The sequence below is a fragment of the Streptomyces sp. NBC_00457 genome (genome assembly GCF_036014015.1).
In the GTDB taxonomy this organism is placed as follows: domain Bacteria; phylum Actinomycetota; class Actinomycetes; order Streptomycetales; family Streptomycetaceae; genus Streptomyces.
In genome coordinates, this window is the sequence record NZ_CP107905.1 from 3,406,989 (window position 1) to 3,428,065 (window position 21,077).

At 68.4% G+C, this 21,077-nt stretch carries 16 protein-coding genes and 2 pseudogenes; 8 read left to right on the forward strand and 10 right to left on the reverse strand.

Going from position 1 to position 21,077, the window contains the following annotated elements; translation table 11 throughout:
• Positions 1 to 430 precede the first annotated feature (430 nt).
• The 7 genes from OG828_RS15295 to OG828_RS15325 form a co-directional block, all read right to left on the reverse strand.
• On the reverse strand, positions 431 to 1,825 hold the full coding sequence (locus OG828_RS15295; RefSeq protein ID WP_328438328.1) for an MFS transporter: 1,395 nt from the start codon (positions 1,823 to 1,825) through the stop codon (positions 431 to 433).
• A gap of 570 nt (positions 1,826 to 2,395) precedes the next feature.
• Complete coding sequence (locus tag OG828_RS15300; RefSeq protein WP_328501454.1) at positions 2,396 to 3,745, reverse strand: acyl-CoA dehydrogenase family protein; 1,350 nt, start codon at positions 3,743 to 3,745, stop codon at positions 2,396 to 2,398.
• Between the two features lie 246 nt (positions 3,746 to 3,991).
• Positions 3,992 to 4,507, reverse strand: a complete 516-nt coding sequence (locus tag OG828_RS15305; RefSeq protein ID WP_328438330.1) for a nuclear transport factor 2 family protein — start codon at positions 4,505 to 4,507, stop codon at positions 3,992 to 3,994.
• Positions 4,504 to 5,859: an acyl-CoA dehydrogenase family protein gene (locus OG828_RS15310; protein WP_328438331.1), complete on the reverse strand. Its 1,356-nt coding sequence runs from the start codon at positions 5,857 to 5,859 to the stop codon at positions 4,504 to 4,506. The genes OG828_RS15305 and OG828_RS15310 overlap by 4 nt, the downstream gene beginning before the upstream one ends.
• Positions 5,860 to 5,969: 110 nt before the next feature.
• Complete coding sequence (locus OG828_RS15315; protein ID WP_328438333.1) at positions 5,970 to 7,268, reverse strand: acyl-CoA dehydrogenase family protein; 1,299 nt, start codon at positions 7,266 to 7,268, stop codon at positions 5,970 to 5,972.
• Positions 7,269 to 7,342: 74 nt separating this feature from the next.
• Positions 7,343 to 7,915, reverse strand: coding sequence for a flavin reductase family protein (locus tag OG828_RS15320; RefSeq protein ID WP_328438334.1), 573 nt, complete (start codon positions 7,913 to 7,915; stop codon positions 7,343 to 7,345).
• 36 nt (positions 7,916 to 7,951) lie between these two features.
• A complete protein-coding gene (locus OG828_RS15325) occupies positions 7,952 to 9,250 on the reverse strand; it encodes an acyl-CoA dehydrogenase family protein (RefSeq protein ID WP_328438336.1) in 1,299 nt (432 codons plus the stop codon).
• A gap of 130 nt (positions 9,251 to 9,380) precedes the next feature.
• On the opposite strand from OG828_RS15325, the gene OG828_RS15330 reads away from it, so the two are divergent.
• The 3 genes and pseudogenes from OG828_RS15330 to OG828_RS49540 form a co-directional block, all read left to right on the forward strand.
• Positions 9,381 to 10,082, forward strand: a complete 702-nt coding sequence (locus OG828_RS15330) for a TetR/AcrR family transcriptional regulator (protein ID WP_328438339.1) — start codon at positions 9,381 to 9,383, stop codon at positions 10,080 to 10,082.
• 424 nt (positions 10,083 to 10,506) lie between these two features.
• A pseudogene (locus OG828_RS49535) lies at positions 10,507 to 11,169 on the forward strand (MFS transporter); the annotation flags it as partial.
• 3 nt (positions 11,170 to 11,172) lie between these two features.
• A pseudogene (locus OG828_RS49540) lies at positions 11,173 to 11,751 on the forward strand (MFS transporter); the annotation flags it as partial.
• Positions 11,752 to 11,827: 76 nt separating this feature from the next.
• Here OG828_RS49540 and OG828_RS15340 read toward each other — a convergent pair.
• Together OG828_RS15340 and OG828_RS15345 are read right to left on the reverse strand one after the other, a co-directional pair.
• Positions 11,828 to 12,445, reverse strand: coding sequence for an NADPH-dependent FMN reductase (locus OG828_RS15340; RefSeq protein ID WP_328438341.1), 618 nt, complete (start codon positions 12,443 to 12,445; stop codon positions 11,828 to 11,830).
• 63 nt (positions 12,446 to 12,508) lie between these two features.
• On the reverse strand, positions 12,509 to 13,393 hold the full coding sequence (locus OG828_RS15345) for a nuclear transport factor 2 family protein (RefSeq protein WP_328501455.1): 885 nt from the start codon (positions 13,391 to 13,393) through the stop codon (positions 12,509 to 12,511).
• A gap of 166 nt (positions 13,394 to 13,559) precedes the next feature.
• Here OG828_RS15345 and OG828_RS15350 point away from each other — a divergent pair, with 166 nt between their 5' ends.
• From OG828_RS15350 to OG828_RS15370, 5 genes are all read left to right on the forward strand, one after another.
• Complete coding sequence (locus OG828_RS15350; RefSeq protein ID WP_328501456.1) at positions 13,560 to 15,020, forward strand: benzaldehyde dehydrogenase; 1,461 nt, start codon at positions 13,560 to 13,562, stop codon at positions 15,018 to 15,020.
• A 48-nt stretch (positions 15,021 to 15,068) separates the two neighbouring features.
• A complete protein-coding gene (locus OG828_RS15355; RefSeq protein ID WP_328501457.1) occupies positions 15,069 to 16,622 on the forward strand; it encodes a carotenoid oxygenase family protein in 1,554 nt (517 codons plus the stop codon).
• A 38-nt stretch (positions 16,623 to 16,660) separates the two neighbouring features.
• Positions 16,661 to 17,155 (forward strand): VOC family protein, encoded by a 495-nt coding sequence (locus OG828_RS15360; protein ID WP_328501458.1) that lies wholly within the window; start codon positions 16,661 to 16,663, stop codon positions 17,153 to 17,155.
• A gap of 234 nt (positions 17,156 to 17,389) precedes the next feature.
• The gene (locus OG828_RS15365) at positions 17,390 to 18,244 is read left to right on the forward strand and encodes a fumarylacetoacetate hydrolase family protein (RefSeq protein WP_328501459.1); all 855 of its coding nucleotides are present in this window, start codon (positions 17,390 to 17,392) and stop codon (positions 18,242 to 18,244) included.
• Between the two features lie 42 nt (positions 18,245 to 18,286).
• Entirely contained in the window at positions 18,287 to 19,075 is a 789-nt protein-coding gene (locus OG828_RS15370) for an IclR family transcriptional regulator (RefSeq protein WP_328438347.1), read from the forward strand.
• A gap of 154 nt (positions 19,076 to 19,229) precedes the next feature.
• Here OG828_RS15370 and OG828_RS15375 read toward each other — a convergent pair whose 3' ends face one another.
• Positions 19,230 to 20,969: a bifunctional 3-(3-hydroxy-phenyl)propionate/3-hydroxycinnamic acid hydroxylase gene (locus OG828_RS15375; RefSeq protein ID WP_328501460.1), complete on the reverse strand. Its 1,740-nt coding sequence runs from the start codon at positions 20,967 to 20,969 to the stop codon at positions 19,230 to 19,232.
• Positions 20,970 to 21,077 lie beyond the last annotated feature (108 nt).

Consider the following 21,077-nt stretch of genomic DNA (forward strand, 5'->3'; position numbering starts at 1 on the left):
CCGGAATTGAGGGGAGGGCGAGATCGGAGCCGGGCGGCCTTGCGGCCAGCGGCGCATCAGGTCGTGAGAAGGGGCTGCGGGAGATCAGCGGAGCGCTCGACAAAGGGCACGGCCGAGTCGTCGTGCTCCGGGGGTTCGTCGCTCGTCCAGCGCTCCAGCCCCACGCGCGCTGCGGCCGACCCGAGGGCGGCGGCCACATCCCTCGGGTGCGCCCGCCCTCACGCTGATCATATCGACCGTGATCTTGTCGAAGTCGTGGTCACTGGCCAGCCGGGAGCGGCACAGGTTCGCGTGTCACACCATGTGAAGTGCTGTTCCTGACCGCCGGTTTCCGTCCTCCGGTGGGGTCAGAGTGCCCGAACCAGCCCCCTCGCGGCGACGGGTCCCTCAAAGCGCCGACAGGATCGTCCTAGCATCCTGCTCAACGCCGTCACGCCGACCCGGTGGTCTGCTCGGGAGCGTTTTCGATCTTCCACTGTGCCGGGAACTTCGGTAGCACCGCCGCCAGGACGACGGCGACCACCGTCAGCGCGGTGAGCGCGAGCACCGGCACCGTGTAGCTCCCGGTGGAGGTCTGCACCGCGCTGACCAGGAACGGCGATATACCGAGCGACAGGGTGGAGATGGCCAGCGTCAATCCCTGCAGCTGCGCGAACGAGGCGAGGCCGAAGTACCGCGCGATGAGGAAGGGTCCCAGCGACGACTCGGCGCCGGTGGCGAAGCCGAGGAGGATCATCGCGACCAACAGCAGCGGCGTCGAGCCGTGATTCGCGAAGGCGATCAGGAGCCCCACCGGCACCGCTGCGAGCATCGGGACCACCACCCGGGGCCGGTCGGTCCTGTCCAGGATCATCCCGCCGATGAGAAGTCCGGCGACCGACGCGGCGAAGAGCGCGGACAGGGAGAGCGAGACCGTCGTCTCGGTGAATCCGCGCTCGTCGAAGAAATCGACCGCGTTCTGCCGCACGGTCATCGGGCCGGCTGCTGCGAAGGCGAGGGAGACCGTGATGGAGATCCAGACCCGTGTCCGGACCGCCTTGCGCAGCGGGATGCCCGGAAGCCTTGGCAGCCCTGCTTCGGGCCCTGTCACACGCCGCTTCGTCGGCTCCATCGGCTCTGTCAGTTTCATCGGCCCCGTAGGCTCCACCGGCTCCACCGGCACCGTCGGCTCCGAGATGAGGAACACGGTGGTTGGGATCGCCACGAGTGCGATCGCCGCAGCCACGAGTAGGTAGGTTCCCTTCCATCCGAGACCGGCGCTGCCGCTGATCAGCCACTGGAACACCGGTGAGAACACAGCGGCGGCCAGGCTGGAGGCTATGCCGATGAGGGCGAATCCGATGCCCTTGTGCTGCGGCAGCCAGGTCGAGACAACTTTGAAGACAACAGCCAGACCTGACATGAACCCGAACACGGACGCCAGGATCAGCACGACCGCCAGCGCCGGCACGCTGGACCCGCACAGCGGGACAAGGGCCGTCAGCGCCGCGTAGAGGACAGCGGAGGGGACCGCGACCCTGCGTGCGCCCAGTCGATCCACCCAACGGCCCGCGAAGGGCAGGACGATCGGCCCGATCAGCAGCGGGATGGAGACGAACACGAGAATGCCGGCGGATTTGGCGACGCCCGTGTCCTTGGCGAACGCCGGCACGATGAACGTCGTCATTGCGGAGAGGCCGGAAGGACTGACCAGCATGAGGAGGAGACAGCCGGTCAGCGCGGCCTTGGCGCTCGCTGGTGCCTTCCAGAGGTCGGCCAGGTAGGACTTCCAGCCTGCTTCGGACGAAGACGGGGTGGTGTCGCCCCTCGGCACTGAAGTGGTCATGGGAAAGCCTCCGTTACGGATGCACCGCGGCCCCATTGGCGCGGCGAGCTATTCAGAGGGCGGCTCAATCGGTCATGGGCTGGGGTGGTGACGCTGTGAAGCGCTTTGTTCCTGACCAGCTGTGGGAGTGGTTCCGGCCAGTGGTGCCTGCGGCGCCGACGCGGCCGCAGAGCGGCGGTCGACGTCGGCACGGCGATCGGGAGGTGCCGGCGTCGACCGTGTTCGTCGCCGTCTCTCGGGGTGCAGCCGGTGTCAACTGCTGCTTTGTGTCGGCCCGTTGGGCCCGACCGGGCACCGGCACCGAACCGGGTGACGCCGTGCCCGGGTCTGTGGAGCCGGACCGGTCCCGGTGCACGATCGACTGGGAGAACGTGAGGGCTCTGGCAGGAGGCCTGACAGATTCCGGGCGTCTGGAGCGCTGTTGGCGGACTGTGGGGGGATCGCTGCTCGGCGGCTCACCAGGTGACGCTGCTCCGGCGTCACTACGAGCGGAAAGGTGTCACTGCGAGCGGAAAGCCGAGTACTTGCTCGGGGTTACCGGTATCGCCGCAGCCCTCAAGTGGAATCGGTTCACGCGGGGCGCGGCACCGGTCCCGGGAAGTTGCCGTTGGCCGCCTGCGGGGGCATCTTCCCGGGAGGGGGCGAACTGAGGGCGGCCATCATCGGGAAGGGCTCCAATCCGAAGATGTCCCGACCGTTGATCTCGGCCATCGGGTCGATCCGGAACGCGCCATGGGTCGCCAGCACGTGCACGTCCCGGACGAAACGCTGGACCGGATTGGACAGGCCGACGGTCGAGGAACCGAGTGCCAGCTGCAGCCCGTCGATCACCTGGAGACAGGCGTGGATCTGATGGACGAGGTCCATCGTGATCTCCGGTTCGTCCCACGGGTGAAAGTCCTCGCCCGCCAGCGCGCGCCGGTCCACCTCGTCCGCCTGCCGCTCGATGACCGCCGCGGCCGTGTTGATGACGGCCCTTGCCTTGCCCGCCACGACCTGCGTCGAGGCCATGTCGGCCATGTTCGGATACGGCAGATTGAACGGCGCCCGCTTTTTGGCCTGCTCGACGAAGGCACCGAGAGCGCCCTCGGTCATGCCCAGAGCGAGCGCCGCGAAGGCCGTCGTCGTAGCGACCATGGTTCCGGTCGCGGAGTGCATGAATCCGAGTCCCTGGTACTTGCCCCGCAAGGCGTCCATGCGAGCGGGCATGTCCATGGTGTGGATGACCCGGTACTCGGGGACAAACACCTCCTCGTCGGCCTGCACACTGTTGCTCGACGTGGCGCTCAGCCCCATGACCTGCCAGTCGTCGACGATCGTGTACTGGTCCTGGGAGAGGAGCCCCATCGCACGACGCCGTTCTCCGGTGTCGGGGTCGTCGTACTCGAACCCGACCGAGCCCCACTTCGCGATCTTGCAGCTACTGCCGAACGCCCAGCGGCCCTTCACCATCCAGCCGCCCTCGACCTTGCGTCCATCGCCGACCTTCGGCGCGAAGACGGTGGCGCCGAAAATGAGCGGTCCCTGCCAGGTATCGATATCGGCGAAGACCTCGTCCTTCACACGGTCACCGAGAGCGAGCGCGCCCCGGGACGCGCTGGAGACGATCACCGTCCAGCCAGCCGACGCATCGACGCGTCCGAGCTCACGCACGACCTCCATCGTGTCGCGTGCGCCGAGTGCGAACCCACCCAGCTCCACCGGGACGGTGATGCGGAACACCCCGATCTCGTGCAGTACCGAGACCGTCTCGGGCGCGAGCACGCCCATCAACTCCCCCTCCCGGGCACGTTCGGCAAGGCCGGGCGCCGCCGCGTGCACCGCGTTGCGCATGCGCCGTCCCTCCTCACTGAGATGGGGCGACTCGGGAAACCTGCTCACTTTGGGCAACGTCATGGTCATCTCGTGCTCTTTCTTCATCCTTGGGCATAGCCGACGCGTTCATCACTGCGCGCGGGCGACGGCGGATTGCGATGCGGGGCCGGGAGCGCGTCGGTTCGGCGGCGTCGACTACGGGTTTGGCGGCGGGTCAGAGATCGACCTGATCGCCTTCGGACCCGCCGTGCGTCACCGCGCGGTTGTACGTCCAGCGCGCGACGGGGAAGGGGGCGGCGCGGACAGAGCGCTTGCTGCGGCGACGATCTGTGACTGTGCCGGGCTCGCCGCTCAGTTCCCCGGCATGGGCGCGGCCATCTTGCGGAAGGCACTCCAGTGCTCGGCGAGCTTGCCATCGCGGACGCGGAACACCGTCACGATGTACCAGTCGTAGGTCTGGTCGGGGCTCTCCGGGTCCGGCGTCGGCTGCTTCATCATGACGCACGCCAGATCGCCGTCCAGGACCACGCTCACCACCGGCGGCGGAGTGCCGTGGCCGGTCGGAACGTTGCGGAAGTGCTCGATGATGTTGTCGCGGCCGTTGCCGGGGGCGTTCGGGTCGTGCTGGACGTAGTCCTTGACGATGTAACGGTTCATCACGTCAGCGACGTTTTCCTGCACTGTGTCGTCGCGCACCATGCGTGCGAGGTCAGCCTCGAAGTCGACCAGCAGACGCTTGATGGCGGTCCGCTCGGGCGTGTCGGCCTGCGCGACTGCGGCCTTGTAGTCCTCGCGGTCGAGCCAGGTCTCGTACAGCGCGGGATCGTTGATGTGCGCGATGCCGTCGATGATGCTGAAGTCGTTCATGCGCGGATGGGCTCCTTGTCTCGGGACGAGTCTGTTGCGGCGCGGCGCTCGGGGACGGCGCCGCCGATCATGGCGAAGGGGGGCAGGCCCAGGAGCCGGCGCCCGTTCTGTTCCGCCAGCGGGTCGATGCGGATCGCGCCGTGCGAGGTGAGCACGCGGGCGTCGCGGACGAACCGCTGGATCGGGTTGGACAGGCTCACCGTGGACGAGCCGATCGTCTTCTGCAGGAGGTTGATCGCGTCCTCGCACATGTTCGCCGCGTAGGCGATGGAGAGGCTGATCTCGGACTCCTCCGGCGGGGTGAAGTCGAGTCCCTCCGCGGTCCGCGCGTCGATCTGGTCGGCCGTGCCCTCGATCGTCGCGGCGGCGACGTTGATCATCGCGAGTGCCTTGCCCGCCGCGACCTGGGCGGACGCCATGTCGCCGATCGTAGGGTAGGGCAGGGTGAAGGGCTTGCGCTTGTTCGCCTGTTCGGTGAAGCAGTCGAGCGCGCCCCGCGCCATGCCCAGGGTGATCGCGAGGTTCGCGAGCGTCGCGCAGAGCAGCAGCGCCAGACCGCGCTGCCCGTAGCCGAAGCCCGTGTAGCGGTCGTGCAACTGCTGCAGCCGCAGCGGGAACTCACCGAGGTCGATGAAGCGGTGCGCCGGGACGAACACCTCGTCCTGGACGCGCAGGCTGTTGCTGGACGATCCCGATAGACCCATGACGTCCCAGTCGTCGAGAATCTCGTACTGCTCCCGGCGGAGCGCGACCATGCCGCGTCCGCTGCCGCCGCCGGCCTCGGGGTCGTACTCGATACCGACCAGCGCCCAGCTCGCATGCTTGCAGCAGCTGCCGAACGCCCACTTGCCGTGGACCATCCAGCCGCCGTCGACGGGCCGGGCCGTGCCGACCTTTGTCGCGAACACGGAGGCGCCCACGATGGCCGGCCCGACCCAGTCCTCGGTCTCGGCCCGCACCTCGTCGACCACCTGCGCATCCATCGCGAGCACGTTCTTCACGCCCACGCCGACAAACCCGGCCCAGCCGGCGGAGCCGTCGCCCTCGCTGAGCGCGCTGATCACCTCGACCAAGTCCCGTGCGCCGAGCCCGTACCCGCCCCACTCGACGGGCATGGACATACGAAAGACACCGGCGTCGTTGATCGCTTCGAGCACCTCGGGAGTGAGCGCTGCGATCTGCTCGCCCTCGCGGGCCTGCGAGCGGATCAGCGGGATCAGCTCGCGCACCCGGTCGCGGATCTTGCGGCCCTCGTCGGTGATCCACGGGGAGGCCACGGGTGAAGCGGGCACCGGGTGTGGCAGCGGGGGCAGATGGGCGTCCCGTGCGGGTGGCGGGGGTGTAGCGGTCATCGAAGCACCATCGTTTCTATCACTTGCACTGAACGGTACAGTGCAGATTGCAGATGTAGAGATGCATGTGTCAGGAAAGCGGAGCGCGATGTCGCCCGGAGGCGCCCGCGTCAACCCAGCAGGGAGTGCGGAGCGTTGACGCCGCGCTCCGGTACGGCGGCGCCGACCATGGGGAACGGTTCGAGTCCGAGGAGGCGTCGGCCGTTCTGTTCGGCGAGCGGATCGACGCGGATTGCTCCGTGCGAGGTGACCACGCGTGCGTCGCGGACGAAGCGCTGGATCGGATTGGACAGCGAGATGGTCGACGAACCGAGCGTCTTCTGCAGCAGGTTGATGGCGTCCTCGCAGAGGTTGGCCGCGTACGCGAGCGCGAGACTGATCTTCGACTCCTCGTCGTCGCCGAATTCGAGACCGGCCTCGGTGCGCGCGTCCACCTGATCCGCGTAGCGTTCGATCGTCGAGGCGGCAAGGACGATCATTGCCTGCGCGCGCCCGGCGGCCACCTGGGCGGAGGCCATCTCGGCGACGCTCGGGTAGGGCAGGGTGAACGGCTTGCGTCTGATCGCCTGCTCGGCGAAACAGGACAGCGCGCCGCGCGCCATGCCCAGCGCGATCGCGGTACTGCTGAGCGCCACGGTCATCAACAGCGCCCGGCCGCTCTGCTTGAAGGCGGCGCCGCTGTAATGGTGTCGGATCTGGTCGAGCCTCGGTGGAAACTCGGCGAGGTCAAGGAAGCGGTAGTCCGGGACGAAGATCTCATCGGTGACCCGCAGGCTGTTGCTGGACGTTCCGGAGAGCCCCATGACATGCCAGTCGTCGAGGATCTCGAACTGCTCCCGCTCCAGCACCACCACGCCGCGGCCGGTGCCGCCGGCTTCCGCGGGGTCGAAGGCGACTCCCACCAGCGCCCAGCGGGCGTGCTTGCAGCCGCTGCCGAACGCCCACCGGCCGCTCACCATCCAGCCGCCGTCGACCTTGCGGGCGTTGCCGACCGTGGTCGCGAATACGGAGGCGCCGACGAGAGCCGGACCCACCCAGCCCGCGATGTCCTTGCGGATCTCCTCGACCACTCGCGGTTCCAGGGCGAGGAAGTTGCGCAGTCCGACGCCGACAAAGGCACTCCAGGCCGCCGACCCGTCGGCCTCGCCCAGGGCTGCGACGACCTCGACAATGTCGCGGGCGCCCAGCGCACTGCCGCCCCACTCGACCGGCATCGTCATGCGATAGATGCCCGCCTCGTCCAGTGCCTGAAGAACGTCGGGAGTCAACGCTCCGATCCGCTCACCCTCGCGCGCCTGCGACCGGATAAGAGGGACTAGGTCCCGGATCCGATCGCGCAGCTCACGTCCGGCGTCGGTCAGCCACGGCGATTCCACGGCCCTGACCTCCGGGGCAATGGGATTGGACATCGGCTCTCCTCGTTGAGATTGAGCGAAAACAACGAACTGATCTGTATGGGAGGGCGAGTTGGTGACACCCCCACTCAGGCGGGGACAGCCGACCTGTCGTCGTCGAGCCGCCGGAAGCGGCTTCCGTGGAAGACCAGGGGCTCGGCCGACGGCAGCGTCCACAGGCGGTCTATCTCCAGCAGGGCGATGATGTGGTCGCCCGCCGGGAGTTCGGCGCGGAGCGTGCAGGTGTACCAGGTGACCGCACCGGGAAGGACCACCGCTCCTTCTCCGGTGGTCTCCCAGTGCACATCCGCGAACCGGTTCTCCTCCGCACCTGCGAGCGCGCGGCACACCTCTCCCTGCTGCTCGCCCAGGACACTCAGGCCCAGACGTGGCAGCTCCCTGAGCTTCGGCCAGGTGCGGGACGAAGTCTGAAGGCACACCGAGACGAGGGGTGGAGCCAGCGATACGGAGGTGAAGGAGCTCACCGCCATTCCGACAGGGCGCTCGTCCACCATTCCGCACACCGCGATCACCCCGCTTGGGAAACGGCCGAACGCTTCCCGCAGAGCCTGCGCGTCCATCGGCGCCACCGGCGTGGGCTGCGGCTCGAGGCCGGAGCCGGGATTCATGAGCCCCTGGGGCCCGTGCTCATTGATCGACATGGTCCTCACCTTCTTTCTTCCTGCAAGGCGGTCAGCTCAGCCCACCTGGGGCACGCCGCCGGCGAACATGGGAAACGGCTCGAATCCGAGGAGCTGACGGCCGCTGAGCTCAGCCAGCGGGTCGAAGCGGATCGCGCCATGCGTGGCCAGCACGCGCACGTCCCGCGCGAAGCGCTGGATCGGATTCCTCAGGCTCACCGTGGAGGAGCCCAGGGCGAGTTGGAGCTTGTCGATGGCGTCCGCGCACAGCCGCACCGCGTAGACGAGGTCCATCGTGATCTCGGACTCCTCGGCACCCGTGAACTCGATCCCGGCCAGGGCGCGGCGGTCCACCTCGTCGGCATGGGCGAAGATGGTCGCCTCCGCCGCATTGATCATCGCGCGAGCCGTACCGGCGGCCACCTGGGTCGACGGCATGTCCGCCACGGTGCGGTAAGGCAGGTTGAACGGCTTGCGGGCTGTCGCCTGCTCGACGAAGCAGTCCAGGGTGCCGCGGGCCATGCCGAGTGCGACGGCCACGTTGCTGAGACAGGTGATCAGCATCAGCGCGCGTGTGTCGTTGCGGAACCCGATGCCGGCGTAGCGGTCCCGCACGCTGTCCATGACCGCGGGAAAGTCGGCCAGGTCGACGAAGCGGTGGTCGGGGACGAACGCCTCCTCCTCGGCGGTGATGCTGTTGCTGGAGGTGGCCTTCAGACCCATGACCTTCCAGTCGTCCAGGATCGTGTACTGCTCGCGGCTCAGCAGTGCCATCGCCCGGCCTGGCCGACCTTCCGAGTCCTCATAGGTCACGCCCACGGCCGCCCAGGCCGCGTGCTTGCAGCCACTGCCGAACGCCCATTTGCCGGAAACCAGCCATCCGCCGTCCGCCCTGCGGGCCGATCCCACGCTTGTGGAGAACACGGAGGCACCGACGACCAGAGGACCGATCCAGGTTTCGATCTCCTTGAAGATCTCGTCGACGGTCTGCTGGGGGAAGCCGAGGACATTGCGGATACCGCCGGCCACGAAGACCGTCCAGGCGGCGGATCCGTCGCCTTCGCCGAGTGCCGTGATGATCTCCACGGTGTCACGCGCCCCGAGAGCGTAGCCACCCAACTCGACCGGCAGGGAGGTCTTGAAGACACCCGCTTCGTGTATCGCCCTCAGCGTCTCGGGGGGCAGGGCACCGAGTTCCTCTCCTTCCTGCGCTTCCTCCCGCAGCAGCGGGATGAGGGCGCGTGTCTCGTCCCGGATCTGCCGACCGCGGGCGCTGAGGTGCGCAGATGGACGCCGATCGGCCGCCGTAGTGCCCGACTCGACACCGGAAGGCGTCGGAGAGGGTGGCTTGCTCATGGGTGCTCCTTATGTTTTGACTGCACTGCACCGTACAGTCCAGTTGAACCGTACGGTAGGGTTCAGTGAAAGGTCAAGAGATGGGATGCGTCCCGGCTCCGAGCGGGGCCGGGACTCGGCGAGGAGTGAGATGGCTGAGCAGGGGCGCCCCCAGCGCACGGGCGCGGGCGGGCGGAACAAACGGGAATCCATTCTCGACGCGGCCGTCAAGCTGTTCCTCGAACTCGGCTTCGATCAAACTTCGATGGATGCCGTGGCGGCACAGGCCGGCGTCTCGAAGACGACTGTCTACGCCCACTTCGGTGACAAGCTGGAGCTGTTCCGCGCGGTGATCGCCCGCGGAGGAGCCTCCCTCGACTTCGATCTGGACCAGTCGATGTTCGCCTCCGTCGACGACCCGCAGGAGAGACTGGCGCGCATCGCCCTGAAGCTCCTCCAAGCCACGACCGCCCCGAACTACCTGGCCTTCATTCGCGTGCTGACCGTCGAGGCGGCCCGCCGCCCCGAGCTGACCGAGACGATTCGGTCCCTCGGCGTACCTCATGTCGTCGATCTGGTGGCCGTGGCGCTTCGCGAGGATGCGCGGCAGCGCGGCTACACGCTTCCCGACACGGAGGTCTACGCCGGACTGTTCGTGCGCATGACGGCGGCCGGACCGCAGATGGACGCACTATTGGATCCGGAGGCCGACCGTGATCCGGCCCACTTCGAGGCGTACGCCGAGTGGGCGACGGCGATCTTTCTGCGGGGCCTGCGCGCCGGCGGCCTGCCGACTGCCCCCGATTCTGCGATCAGTCAGGTTTTCCCCTGGCTGTCGCGGGCGAACTCCTGACACACGCCGCGGCGCGGGAGGCGAGACCTTCCGCGCCACGGCGTTCCCGAGCACTCCTGCGGGATGTCCGGACACCGCACGCTCCGACCTGCCCTTTCGGGATGGCGATGGCAATTCGATTCATGCAGGCCTCTTGACCGGTGGAATGCACTGAACCGTACAGTGCATCGGTCGGAGTGCCGCTCGGCGCTCGGCGCTCTCGGCGAGCCAGCTGACAGCACGAGACCGCCCCGCCCGCTCAGCCGGCGGCCGCCATCGCCTTGCGCGAGGAAGGACGACGATGTCCCCGCCCCAGCCCCACACGGAATTCGCTCCGCCCGGCCAGCCGGGTACCCCTGCCCCCGCCTCCCTGCGGGAGTCCTTGTCCGCCTTGCGCGGCTACCCCACACCGGCCTGGAAAGCAGCGATCGCCTGCGTGCTCGCCATGGCCCTGAGTCCCCCAGCTCTCGTCACAGCCGTCACCTTCCTCGTCGACCCGGTCGCCAAGGACTTCGGCTGGTCCCACTCGGAAACGCTGAGCATCTTCAACATCCCCACCGTGGCCGCCCCCTTCGTGCTGCCCCTGGCCGGCCGTTGGGTCGACCGCTGGGGCGCCCGGGCCGTCGCCGTTCCGGGCGCCGCCCTCTACGCGCTCTCGACGGCCGCGGTGGCGCTCGTAGGCGCGAACGGCGTCGTACTCATGGTGGTCCTGCTGGTGAGCACGGCTCTGGGATACACCTCCATTCTCGGCGTGGTCTACAAGGTCGTCTCGGAGTGGTTCCCCCGTCACCGCGGGCTGGGCTACTCCCTGCTCATCGGCGCGACCTCCAGCCTTGCCGGTGCCGCCCTCTCGCCCCTGAGCCAGCTGTCCATCGACCACTTCGGCTGGAGGACGACCTACCTGCTGATCGGCGGATGCATCCTGCTGATCGTCTTCCCTGCCCAGTACTTCCTGATGTACGAGCCCGCGTCGGCACCGCTCACCCGTGGGAACACTGTTCCGCCGAAGGGAAAGGGCAGGCGGGCGCACATGGAGCTGCCTGGCCTCCCCCTGGGCCGGGCGCTGAAGACCCGGGCCTGGTGGTACATGATGCTGGTGCTGACCGTGGCCGCAGGTGTGGCGATGAGTGTGCGTCTGAACGCCGTGTCACTCTTCGGCGAGCAAGGCTATTCCGCCACCGAGGTGTCCCTGTCGGTGTCGGTCATGCTGGTGGCATCCGTCGCCGGGCAGATCCTCGCCGGCATGGTCCTCGACCGGTCGCGCACACCTCGTGCCTTCGTGCCGTTCATGGTGTGCCTGGTGATCGGCATGGTCATGGTCTTCGCCGCCACGGGAGACATGTGGGCCTTGTTTCTCACTATGGCCCTGCTCGGTGTCGTGACCGGCGCGGAGTCCACCACCGGGCCGTACCTCGTGGGGTGTTACTTCGGTATGCGGGCCTTCGCCCAGATCCAGGGCATCACGCTGGGCATCGTCAGCCTCGTCGGAATCGGAGTCTTCCCGGTGCTGGCAGAGGGAGTCGCGGAGAGCACAGGTGGATACACCGCGACGCTCATCGCGCTCACCGCCGGAAGCCTGATCGTCCTTGTCCTGTCGCTCTGCATGCCGCGCTATCCGAGCCCGGCCAAAAGCCCGGACGCCGGCGAGCCGGATCCCAGCCGCGTCGATGACCGCATAGGCAACTTCTAACAGCTAGCTGCACAAAAGAACCCGGGAGGGCACGCGCTGCGCGTGCCCTCCCGGGCGTTGCAGGGCTCGGCCGGCGCTAGACCCGAGACACGGGTGCTCCCGGCGCCGGGGGCGCGGCGGGCGCCGGCGGCTGGTTCAGGCGCAGGGGCTGCAGGGCCTCGGTCCAGCGCAGCAGCTCGTCGAGCATCATCGTGGCTGCGGCCTCCAGCGGCTCGTCGGCCCGGAAACCGCCCTCCCCCATGAGTTTGAAGACGAACGGTATGGCCACGGCCTCGGGAATCGGCATCATCTTGAGAGTCGTCGTGACCTGCTTGAGCACCTGCACGGAGCGCAGGCCGGCCGCGACGCCGCCGTAGCTGACGAATCCGACGGGCTTGTAGAGCCACTCCCGGTACAGGAAGGAAAGAGCGTTGAGCAGCGCGGCAGGAGGACCGTAGTTGTATTCGGGCGTGACGAAGACGAAGGCGTCGGCCTCGTCCACCGTCGCGCTCCACCTGAGCGTGTGCTCGTGGGTGTACTGACCCGCCCGCGGATGACCGGGTTCATCGAGGAGCGGGAGGCCGAGCTCAGCGAGGTCGACGAGTTCGACGTCGAAGCCCCCATGCTGCTTCGCGGCCTGGGCCGCCCACTGGCCGATGGGCAGCCCCAGTCGGCCGGGACGGGTGCTTCCGATGACAACGTGCAACTTCGGCATGGGTGAGCCTTTCTGAGTATGCGTCTGTTCGAGTCGGTGCAGGCCGAGAGAGCCGACGACCGATCAAGTCCGGGCAGCGGGCGGAGGGCCGGGGGGCTTGGGCGGGGCGGACTTGGTGATGCCGCTCCAGTGCTCCACGAGCTGTTGCCCGCGCACGCGGTAGGCGTCGTACATGTAGTACGGGTAGAGCGCACCGCTTCCGTCGGGTTCGGCCTGAGGAAGCAGTCCGGCGACGACGACGATGTCGCCCTCGGCGACGATCAGCGCGGGCGGGATGAGGGGCTCGGCGGGCGGGGGAACGGGACCGTCCGGGAATCGGCTGCGCACGAACTCCTCCAGCCCCGCCCTGCCAGGCGGGTAATGGGAGACGTGCTGGAGGTAGTCCTCGGCGACGAAGTCCTTGACCGCATCCGGGTTCTGCGCGTCGAAGACGCAGCGGTAGAAATCCACCACCAGGCGCTTGTTCGCCTCGATGTCGATCGAAGGGGATGACGACACGATGGTCGCTCGCGTCGGTGTGCCCGGCGCGGGGGGCCGCGGCGGGGCGATCTTGTTGAGGGACGGCCACCGCTCGACGATCCGTCCGTCGCGGATCCGGTAGGTGGTGAACCCGTAGTAGTCGAAGGTGAAGCCGGGGGCGTCCGGGTCCGGTTGCGGCATGTAGTGGCAGACACAGACCAGGTCGTTCTCTCCTATGACGAACACCGGGTCCCGCGGCCCGGAGGCATCGGCCGCACCCGGGTCCGCCGCCAGTTCACGGTCGAACTCGCGGCGCAGGAGATCGGCGAACGCCTGCGCGCCGTCTGGGAGGTCGGCACCGTGCTGGACCAGGTCCGGGGCCACGTAGTCGGCGACCGCGTCGGCGTTTCTCGCGCCGAAGACATCGGTGAGGAACCGGCCAACCAGAAGTTTGTTGATGTGTGGCAGTTGCTCGAGTGGTGTAGCCATGCGACCCACTAAACTGTACCGTACAGTGCACGTCAACTGCACCGTACAGTGCACCTCAACTCGCCCCTTGACATCTCCCCGCCCAAAAGGGGAATGTCCTAGATAGTAAATCACCAGTTCGGATACACAGGACACCGACAGTTTGTCCTGCAGAGAAGGGGACATCGTGACTTTTCTTGATGCCAGCGTCTGGCAGGAGCGGATCTTCTCGGGAGAATGGACCAAGGCGGTGGAGTCGTACGACTCCACCGAGCCGGCCACCGGCAAGACCTTGGGCCGAGTCGGCTCCGCCACGCCCGCCGACCTGGAGCGGGCCGTAGAGCGAGCGGCGCAGGCTCAGCGCGACTGGGCGGCGCGTCCGTACGTCGAGCGGGCCCAGGTGCTGCGGCATGCGGCACGCCTGTTCGAGGAGCACCACGCCGAGATCGCGGAATGGATCGTGCGGGAGTCCGGTGCCCTGCGCCCGTTCGCCGACTTCCAGACCTCGAACGGGGCGGCCGAGGAGTGCTACGAGGCCGCGGCGCTGGCGGCGGCTCCGTACGGAGAAGTGCTGCGGTCCATCGAGGACCGACTGTCGTTCGCGCGGCGCCGCCCGGTCGGCGTGGTCGGGGTGATCGCCCCGTTCAACGCGCCGATGGTGCTGGCCATGCGCGCCGTCGCCCCCGCCCTGGCGCTGGGCAACGCCGTCGTGCTCAAGCCCGACCCGCGCACCGCCGTCTGCGGCGGTGTCACCATCGCCCGTGTCTTCGAGGAGGCGGGCCTGCCCGCGGGCGTGCTGCACATGCTGCCCGGCGGCGCCGACGTCGGCGCCGCGCTGGTGGACCACCCGCACGTGCCCGTCATCGCCTTCACCGGCTCCACCCGCGCCGGAAAGGCGATCGCCACCTCGGCGGCGCAGCGGTTGAAGCGCGTCCACCTGGAGCTCGGCGGCAACTCGGCGCTGATCGTCCTCGACGACGCGGACTTGGAGAAGGCCGCCTCCGCCGGCGCGTTCGGCTCCTTCCACCACGCCGGACAGGTCTGCATGGCCTCCAGCCGCCACCTGGTGCACGCGTCGGTCGCCGAGGAGTACGCCAAGCTGCTGGCCCAGCACGCGAACGCCGCCCCGGTCGGGGACCCGGCCACCGGGCAGGTCGCTCTGGGCCCGATGATCGACGAACGCCAGCTGCAGGCCGCCCACTCCATCGTCACCGACAGCGTAGGGAGCGGTGCGCGTCTGGCGGCCGGCGGAACCTACGAGGGCCTGTTCTACCGTCCGACGGTGCTGGCCGACGTGCCGCTCGACGCCCGCGCCTACGCGGAGGAGATCTTCGGCCCGGTCGCCCCGGTCGTGCCCTTCCAGGACCTCGACGAGGCCGTCCGGCTGGCCACCGACACCGAGTACGGACTGTCGCTGGGCATCCTGACCCGGGACGTGGCCAAGGGCCTGGCACTGGCCGACCGCATCCCCACGGGACTGGTCCACATCAACGACCAGACCGTGAACGACGAGGCGACCATCCCGTTCGGCGGCGTCGGCGAGTCCGGCAACGGCTCCCGCCACGGAGGGAGCGTCGCCAACCTCGAGGCCTTCACCGAACTGCAGTGGGTCACCGTCCGCGGCGAGATCCCCGACTACCCCTTCTGACCCCGCTCTTTCTCTCACCCCCGCTTCACCCGCACTTGGAGCATGCAGATGACACTTCCTTCGCGGCAGGGCCCCTCACTGCCCGATCCCATGACCATCGCGCCGCGTACCACCCCGCATCCACCCACCCCTCAGCTCGCCCAGGACGCCGCCGGCTGGGCGCCCGGCAACAAATTCCTGGAAGGCCCGTTCACTCCCTGGACGGAGGAGAGCGGCGCGTATGACCTGGAGGTGGACGGGCAGATCCCGGGCGAGCTAGCGGGGGCACTGTTCCGTATCTCCTCCAACCCCCGCTTCACGCCGCGCGATCCCGACCGCTACCACTGGTGGGAGGGCGACGGCATGGTCTGCGGTATCTACCTGCGCGACGGGCGCGCCGCCTACCGCACCCGCTGGGTGATGACCGACTCCATGAAGTTCGAGGTCGAGCAGGGCGAGGCGGTCTACAGCGGTTTCGCCAACGGCGGCAGTACGGCGCCCCTCCCCCACGGCGCTCCGCCCGCGAAGAACGTCGCCAACACCAACGTCGGCATCTTCGACGACCACCTGCTGGTCTACTTCGAAGGCGGACTGCCGTACTCGATGCACCCGGAAACCCTGGAGACGAACGGCACTTACGACTTCCACGGCGGCATCGACGTCCTGTGCACCGCCCACTACAAGATCGACCCCGACAGCGGCGACATGCTCTTCTTCGCCGCCACCGGGCCGACCATCACCTGGTACCGGGCGGACGTGAAGACCGGGCACGTCGTCGACAGCCACAGCTTCGACATCAAGGTGCCGGTGCTGATGCACGACTTCGCCGTCAGCGACAACTACGCGATCTTCTTCGTCACCCCGGCGCAGTTCCGCCTCGACCACATCATGCGGGGCGAGCCGGGCGTGGTCTGGGACGAGGCGTCGCTGCCGCACGGTGTGCAGATCGTGCTCATGAACCGGCAGACGCACGCCGTCAGTTGGCACGAGGTGGGCGGCTACTGGGCCAACACCCACTTCTACAACGCCTACGAGGACAACGGCCAAGTCGTCATCGACGGACACCGCATCACCCGCCTGGGCACCCCGGCCGACCGGCTGGACACCCCGGTGACGTCCCACTCCTGGTTCCCGCCGTCGGTGCCCCATCGCTGGCGTGTGGACCTGGCGACCGGCCGGGCGGCGGAGGAGATGGTCGGCGGCGTCGCCGGAGAGTTCCCGAGGATCAATGACGCCTTCACCGGCCGGCGTCATCGCTACGGATATTTCGTCACCACCCGCTACCTGGCCGACGACACCATGAGCGACGGTCTCGCCAAGCACGACGCCTTGCGCGACTCCACCACGGTCGTCGAGGGACCGGACCACCTCACCAACCCCGGCGAGCCGGTCTTCGTCGCCCGCGAGAACGCCATCGCCGAGGACGACGGCTACCTGCTCACCCTGTGGTGGAACCGCGAGACCGGCCTGAGCGAACTCCTCATCCACGACGCCGCTGACCTGCGACGCACCCCGCTGGCCCGGGTGAAACTGCCCAGCCGCGTGCCCTTCGGCTTCCACGGCAACTGGGCCGACCGCACCACGCTCGACCAGGCTGTGGCCGCCCGCAGCGACGCGAACTGACCCGCTTCTTGCATTGCGTGTTCTGAAAGGAGAGGTCCATGGCTATCACCGGCCTCGGACACACCGGCTTCTGGGTGGACGACCTGGAGACGATGCGTGACTTCTACACCCGGGTCATGGGGCTGACCGTGACCGACGAGGACGCGGACCTCGGCATCGTGTTCTTCTCCTCGCGTCCCGAAGAGGAGCACCACGAGTTCGTGCTCCAGCGGGGCCGCACCGCGCCCCCCGGGTCCAAGCTGACCCACCAGGTGTCGTGGAGGGTCGACTCGCTGGAGACGATCATCGACTTCCACCATCGCTTCCGTGCCGAAGGCATCGAGGTGCAACAGGAGGTCACGCACGGCAACGCCATCGGCATCTACTTCTTCGATCCCGAGGGCAACCGCAACGAGGTCTACCTCCGGGTGGAGCGGGACGTGCGTCAGCCGTTCCGCAAGACCATCGACCTCGACCAGGATCCCGCCGACGTGCTCGCCGAAGCCGAACGCCTTCTCTCCGACGGCGGCGCCGCCTACCAGCCGGTCCAGTGACGAGGGCGACCTCGCAACGCCACGCGCCCCGGGATCCCGGGGCGCAGCTGCAGGTTCTCGTCGTCGGCGCCGGCCCACCTGACTCGCCGCGGCGCACCTCGTGGACGGCCCCAAGGCGATCAGCCTCGAACGCTTCGTACCCCGAGCCCTCGCCAACCTCACTCACACACCCAAGACTTCGGCCGCAATGCCGACCCTTGCCGCCGTTTTCGCCCCTTCCTCCGGAGAACCGTCATGAGACTCAGTACCGTCCGTCTGCCCGCCCCCGATTCCGGCACGCAACTTACCGCTGCTGCCCGCCATGAGGGCGACGAACTGGTCCTGCTGCCGTACTCGGACGTCGGGGCCCTGCTGGCGAGCGGAGAGGACTGGCACAACCGCGCGGAAGCGGTCGACGGTAAGGGGATGCCACGGGACGGCGCGTCCCTCGCCCCCGTCGTCCCGCACCCCAACAAGATCGTGTGCCTCGGCCTGAACTACGCCACACACATCAAGGAGATGGGCCGGCCCACCCCGACCCACCCGACGCTCTTCGCCAAGTACGACGGCTCCTTGGTCGGGGCCCACGACGACGTCCATATGCCGCCGGTCAGCGACGACCTCGACTGGGAGGCCGAACTCGGTGTCGTGATCGGACGGCGAGCCAGGCACGTCACCCGGGACGAAGCGCTCGCCTACGTGGGCGGCTACACCGTCGTCAACGACGTGACCGTACGGGATTGGCAGCATCGCACCCGGGAGTTCCTCTCCGGGAAGACGTTCGAGGCGACCACGCCGGTCGGGCCGTCTCTCGTCACTCCGGACGAACTCCCCCCGGGAGCCTCGGGGTTGACGGTCGGCTGCAGCGTGGACGGCCACACCATGCAGAAGTCCAACACATCCGACCTGCTCTTCGATGTCGCCACGACCATCGCCTACATCAGCACCATCATCACGCTCCTGCCGGGTGATCTGATCGCCACCGGCACACCGGGCGGAGTGGGGGCAGGGCGCGCCCCCAAGGTCTTCCTGCGCCCCGGGCAGCAGCTGGTCACGTTCGTCGAGGGCGTCGGCGAGCTGCGCAACACCGTCGTCAAGGAGCGGTTGTGACCTCCGGTCGCTGGGAGCCACCTGCACGATAGGGTGTCTCCTATGTCAGGATCAGCGTCCCCCAGCTATCGCGAGCGCAACTCCACGGCCGACCGGGCCCTGGACATCCTGACGATGTTCGACGACACCCAACTCGTCATTTCCGGTAGCGCGGTCGCCCAGCGTCTGGGGGTCGCCCGTTCGACCGCCTACCGATATCTGCAGTCCCTGGTGAGCAGCAGGTTCCTGGAGGAGGCGCCGGGCGGCGGCTTCCGGCTCGGGCTGCGTGTCCTGGAGATCGGCCGGCTGGCAAGGCGCAGCTACGGACTGTCCGAGATCGCTGTTCCGGCGATGACGGAACTGTCCGAGGACGTGTGCGAGACGGTGCTCTTGACCCGTCGCGCCGGGGACCTGGTCGTCTGCGTCGACCGTGCGGAGGCTGCCGCACGGGCAGTGCGGATCTCCTACGAGCGTGGCAGCAGCCTCCCGCTCAACGCCGGGGCCTCCGCGCTCGTCCTGCTGGCCTGGATCCCGCAGGACGAGGCACGCCGACTGCTGGAAGCAGCCGAGCTGAGGCGTTTCACGGCGGCCACGCTCACCGACGTGGACACCCTCATGGACCGGCTCGCGCACATCCGTCGCGCCGGGTATTCCGTCACCCGCGGTGAACTCGACCCCGATGTGACGGGCGTAGCCGCACCGATCCGCAACGACGAGCAGAAGGTGGTCGCCGCGGTGAGCGTCGCCGCGCTCGCCTCCAGGGTGTTTCCCGAAGCGGAGGCAGAACTGGCTCAAAAGGTGCTGACCACCGCTCAGAAGATCACTGACCGCCTGATCGCCGTCGGGGGTTGAGGACCCACAGGCCTCCCGCGACGCCGAGGCCGCCTGTGGTCCCTGCCTCTGCGTCGCTACGTCGCATCACGTCGCCCCCGGCCTTGATGCGCGTGGCGTAGTTCAGGCCGAGCCCGGGCCGCGCATCGGGCTCAGTCCTCACCCGAACTCTGTCTCACCTGCGGGTTCCTTGTGTGCCGGGTTCCGGTGTCGGGCGGACGGACAGGGCCGGACTCGCAGCGGAAGGTGCAGTACCGGACGAGGGCGCTCCGGCCCGCTCCCCTGCGCGGGGGTGAGCCTGAGGCAGGAACCGGGCCAGTGTCCGTGCGACGTGATCGGCGTGCCCAGGGGTGAAGACTGCCGCTATCAGCCGGTCGGGGCGGACGAGCAGCAGATGGCCGGGCAGGGACGCCAGGTAGGCGTCGAGCGCGCCGTCCCCATCGGCCACCGCGGCCCGTCCGCCGCGCTCACGCGGTGCGCGGTCGCCGAGCACGACGTCCACGCGCCGCGCGTCGGGCAGACCGGCGGCCGCGACAGCGGTCCAGTCGTCGTCGGACAGGCCGATGCCCAGCAGGCTCCAGCCCGGGCCGAGGAGATCGTCGAGGCGAGTGATCTCGTATTCGGGGCCATGCAGCACGAACGGCTGGTACAGCAGGGTGCCGGCCAGCGCCTGTCCAGAGCCGTCGGCCAGTACCACCGCTCCGGTCCGCACCCGGGTGTCGGGCCGGTACCGCATCTCGGTCAGGTACCGACGCCCGCGTCGGCTCCGAAGAGCCGCACGCACACAGAGATCCCTCACCCGGGCCCGTCTGTGATCGGTCGTCATGACGACACGGCCCAGCCGCACGGACAGTTCGATCATCGCCTGAGCCTGCGGACGGCGCTCCATGTCGTAGGTGTCGAGGAGCGTGTCGGCGGCCCGCCCGGCGAGCACTTCGGCCACCTTCCAGCACAGGTTGGCCGCGTCCCGGACACCCGAGTTGAGACCTTGTCCGGCAAAGGGCGGCATCATGTGCGCAGCGTCGCCGAGCAGGAAGCAGCGGCCGTCGCGCAGCCGCTCGGCCAGCAGCGCGTGAAAGGTGTAGGCGACCGAGCGCTCGACCTGTTCCGGGGTGATGTCCCGATGCGGGCGCAACAAGTCCCGCACCAGGCCAAAGGGCACCGCACCGCCGGGGGCGCACTCGCCCTGGCGCAACCGGAACTCGTATCGGCACCGCCCCTCACGCCCGGGCACGATGACGAGGGGCCGATCAGGGTCGCCGACGTGCATTCCGTAACGCTCGTCGTGCGGATCCTCGAGAGTGTCGACGACGAGCCAGACGTCGTCCGGATAGCTGCGTCCGCGCATCGGGATGGACAGCTGCTCCCGCACGGTACTGCGACCTCCGTCGCACCCCAGGACGTAGGTGGCTTCGATCTGCTGCGTCATTTCGTCACCGTCACCGTCACTGGATGCCAGGGTGACCCACACGCGGTCGGGATACTGGCCCAGTTCCACGAGGCGGGTCCCGAAGCGAACGTCGACGTGCGGGAAGCGGTCGAGAGCGGAGCGCAGGACGCGCTCGAGATCGGGCTGGGCGAACGGATTCTTGAACGGGTGCCCATATCGCCGCTCTCCGGTGCCGCGGGCATGGACGAGCGGTCGTCCGCCGACTCCGTAGTACCGGGTACCCGTCCCCGGCACGATGATCGGGTAGACGGCTTCGTCCAGGCCGGCCAGTTGCAGTGTGCGCAGCGACTCGTCGTCCAGACTGATCGCCTTCGCGTCGTCGCTCGTGGTCGTGTGACGCTCGACGACCAGAACGCGCACACCGAGCGCGCCCAGGAGGTTGGCCGCGGTCAGCCCGACCGGTCCCGCGCCGACGACAAGCACCAGTGGCGCCGCACCGGAGGACGCCGGGGGTGGTGTAGCCATGGATGGACCTTTCGCAAGTGTGAGCTGGACGTGAGTTCGCCGGACGACCGCACTGGCTGGTAGGCCGGACCGCCGTCGGCTCGGAAGCGCCGATGAAAGTCGGTGATC

Excerpts from the sequence above, each read along its gene's own strand:
- OG828_RS15295 (WP_328438328.1), bottom strand. The coding sequence starts at position 1,825 with ATGACCACTTCAGTGCCGAGGGGCGACACCACCCCGTCTTCGTCCGAA.
- OG828_RS15300 (WP_328501454.1), bottom strand. The coding sequence starts at position 3,745 with ATGAAGAAAGAGCACGAGATGACCATGACGTTGCCCAAAGTGAGCAGG.
- OG828_RS15305 (WP_328438330.1), bottom strand. The coding sequence starts at position 4,507 with ATGAACGACTTCAGCATCATCGACGGCATCGCGCACATCAACGATCCC.
- OG828_RS15310 (WP_328438331.1), bottom strand. The coding sequence starts at position 5,859 with ATGACCGCTACACCCCCGCCACCCGCACGGGACGCCCATCTGCCCCCG.
- OG828_RS15315 (WP_328438333.1), bottom strand. The coding sequence starts at position 7,268 with ATGTCCAATCCCATTGCCCCGGAGGTCAGGGCCGTGGAATCGCCGTGG.
- OG828_RS15320 (WP_328438334.1), bottom strand. The coding sequence starts at position 7,915 with ATGTCGATCAATGAGCACGGGCCCCAGGGGCTCATGAATCCCGGCTCC.
- OG828_RS15325 (WP_328438336.1), bottom strand. The coding sequence starts at position 9,250 with ATGAGCAAGCCACCCTCTCCGACGCCTTCCGGTGTCGAGTCGGGCACT.
- OG828_RS15330 (WP_328438339.1), top strand. The coding sequence starts at position 9,381 with ATGGCTGAGCAGGGGCGCCCCCAGCGCACGGGCGCGGGCGGGCGGAAC.
- OG828_RS15340 (WP_328438341.1), bottom strand. The coding sequence starts at position 12,445 with ATGCCGAAGTTGCACGTTGTCATCGGAAGCACCCGTCCCGGCCGACTG.
- OG828_RS15345 (WP_328501455.1), bottom strand. The coding sequence starts at position 13,393 with ATGGCTACACCACTCGAGCAACTGCCACACATCAACAAACTTCTGGTT.
- OG828_RS15355 (WP_328501457.1), top strand. The coding sequence starts at position 15,069 with ATGACACTTCCTTCGCGGCAGGGCCCCTCACTGCCCGATCCCATGACC.
- OG828_RS15360 (WP_328501458.1), top strand. The coding sequence starts at position 16,661 with ATGGCTATCACCGGCCTCGGACACACCGGCTTCTGGGTGGACGACCTG.
- OG828_RS15365 (WP_328501459.1), top strand. The coding sequence starts at position 17,390 with ATGAGACTCAGTACCGTCCGTCTGCCCGCCCCCGATTCCGGCACGCAA.
- OG828_RS15370 (WP_328438347.1), top strand. The coding sequence starts at position 18,287 with ATGTCAGGATCAGCGTCCCCCAGCTATCGCGAGCGCAACTCCACGGCC.
- OG828_RS15375 (WP_328501460.1), bottom strand. The coding sequence starts at position 20,969 with ATGGCTACACCACCCCCGGCGTCCTCCGGTGCGGCGCCACTGGTGCTT.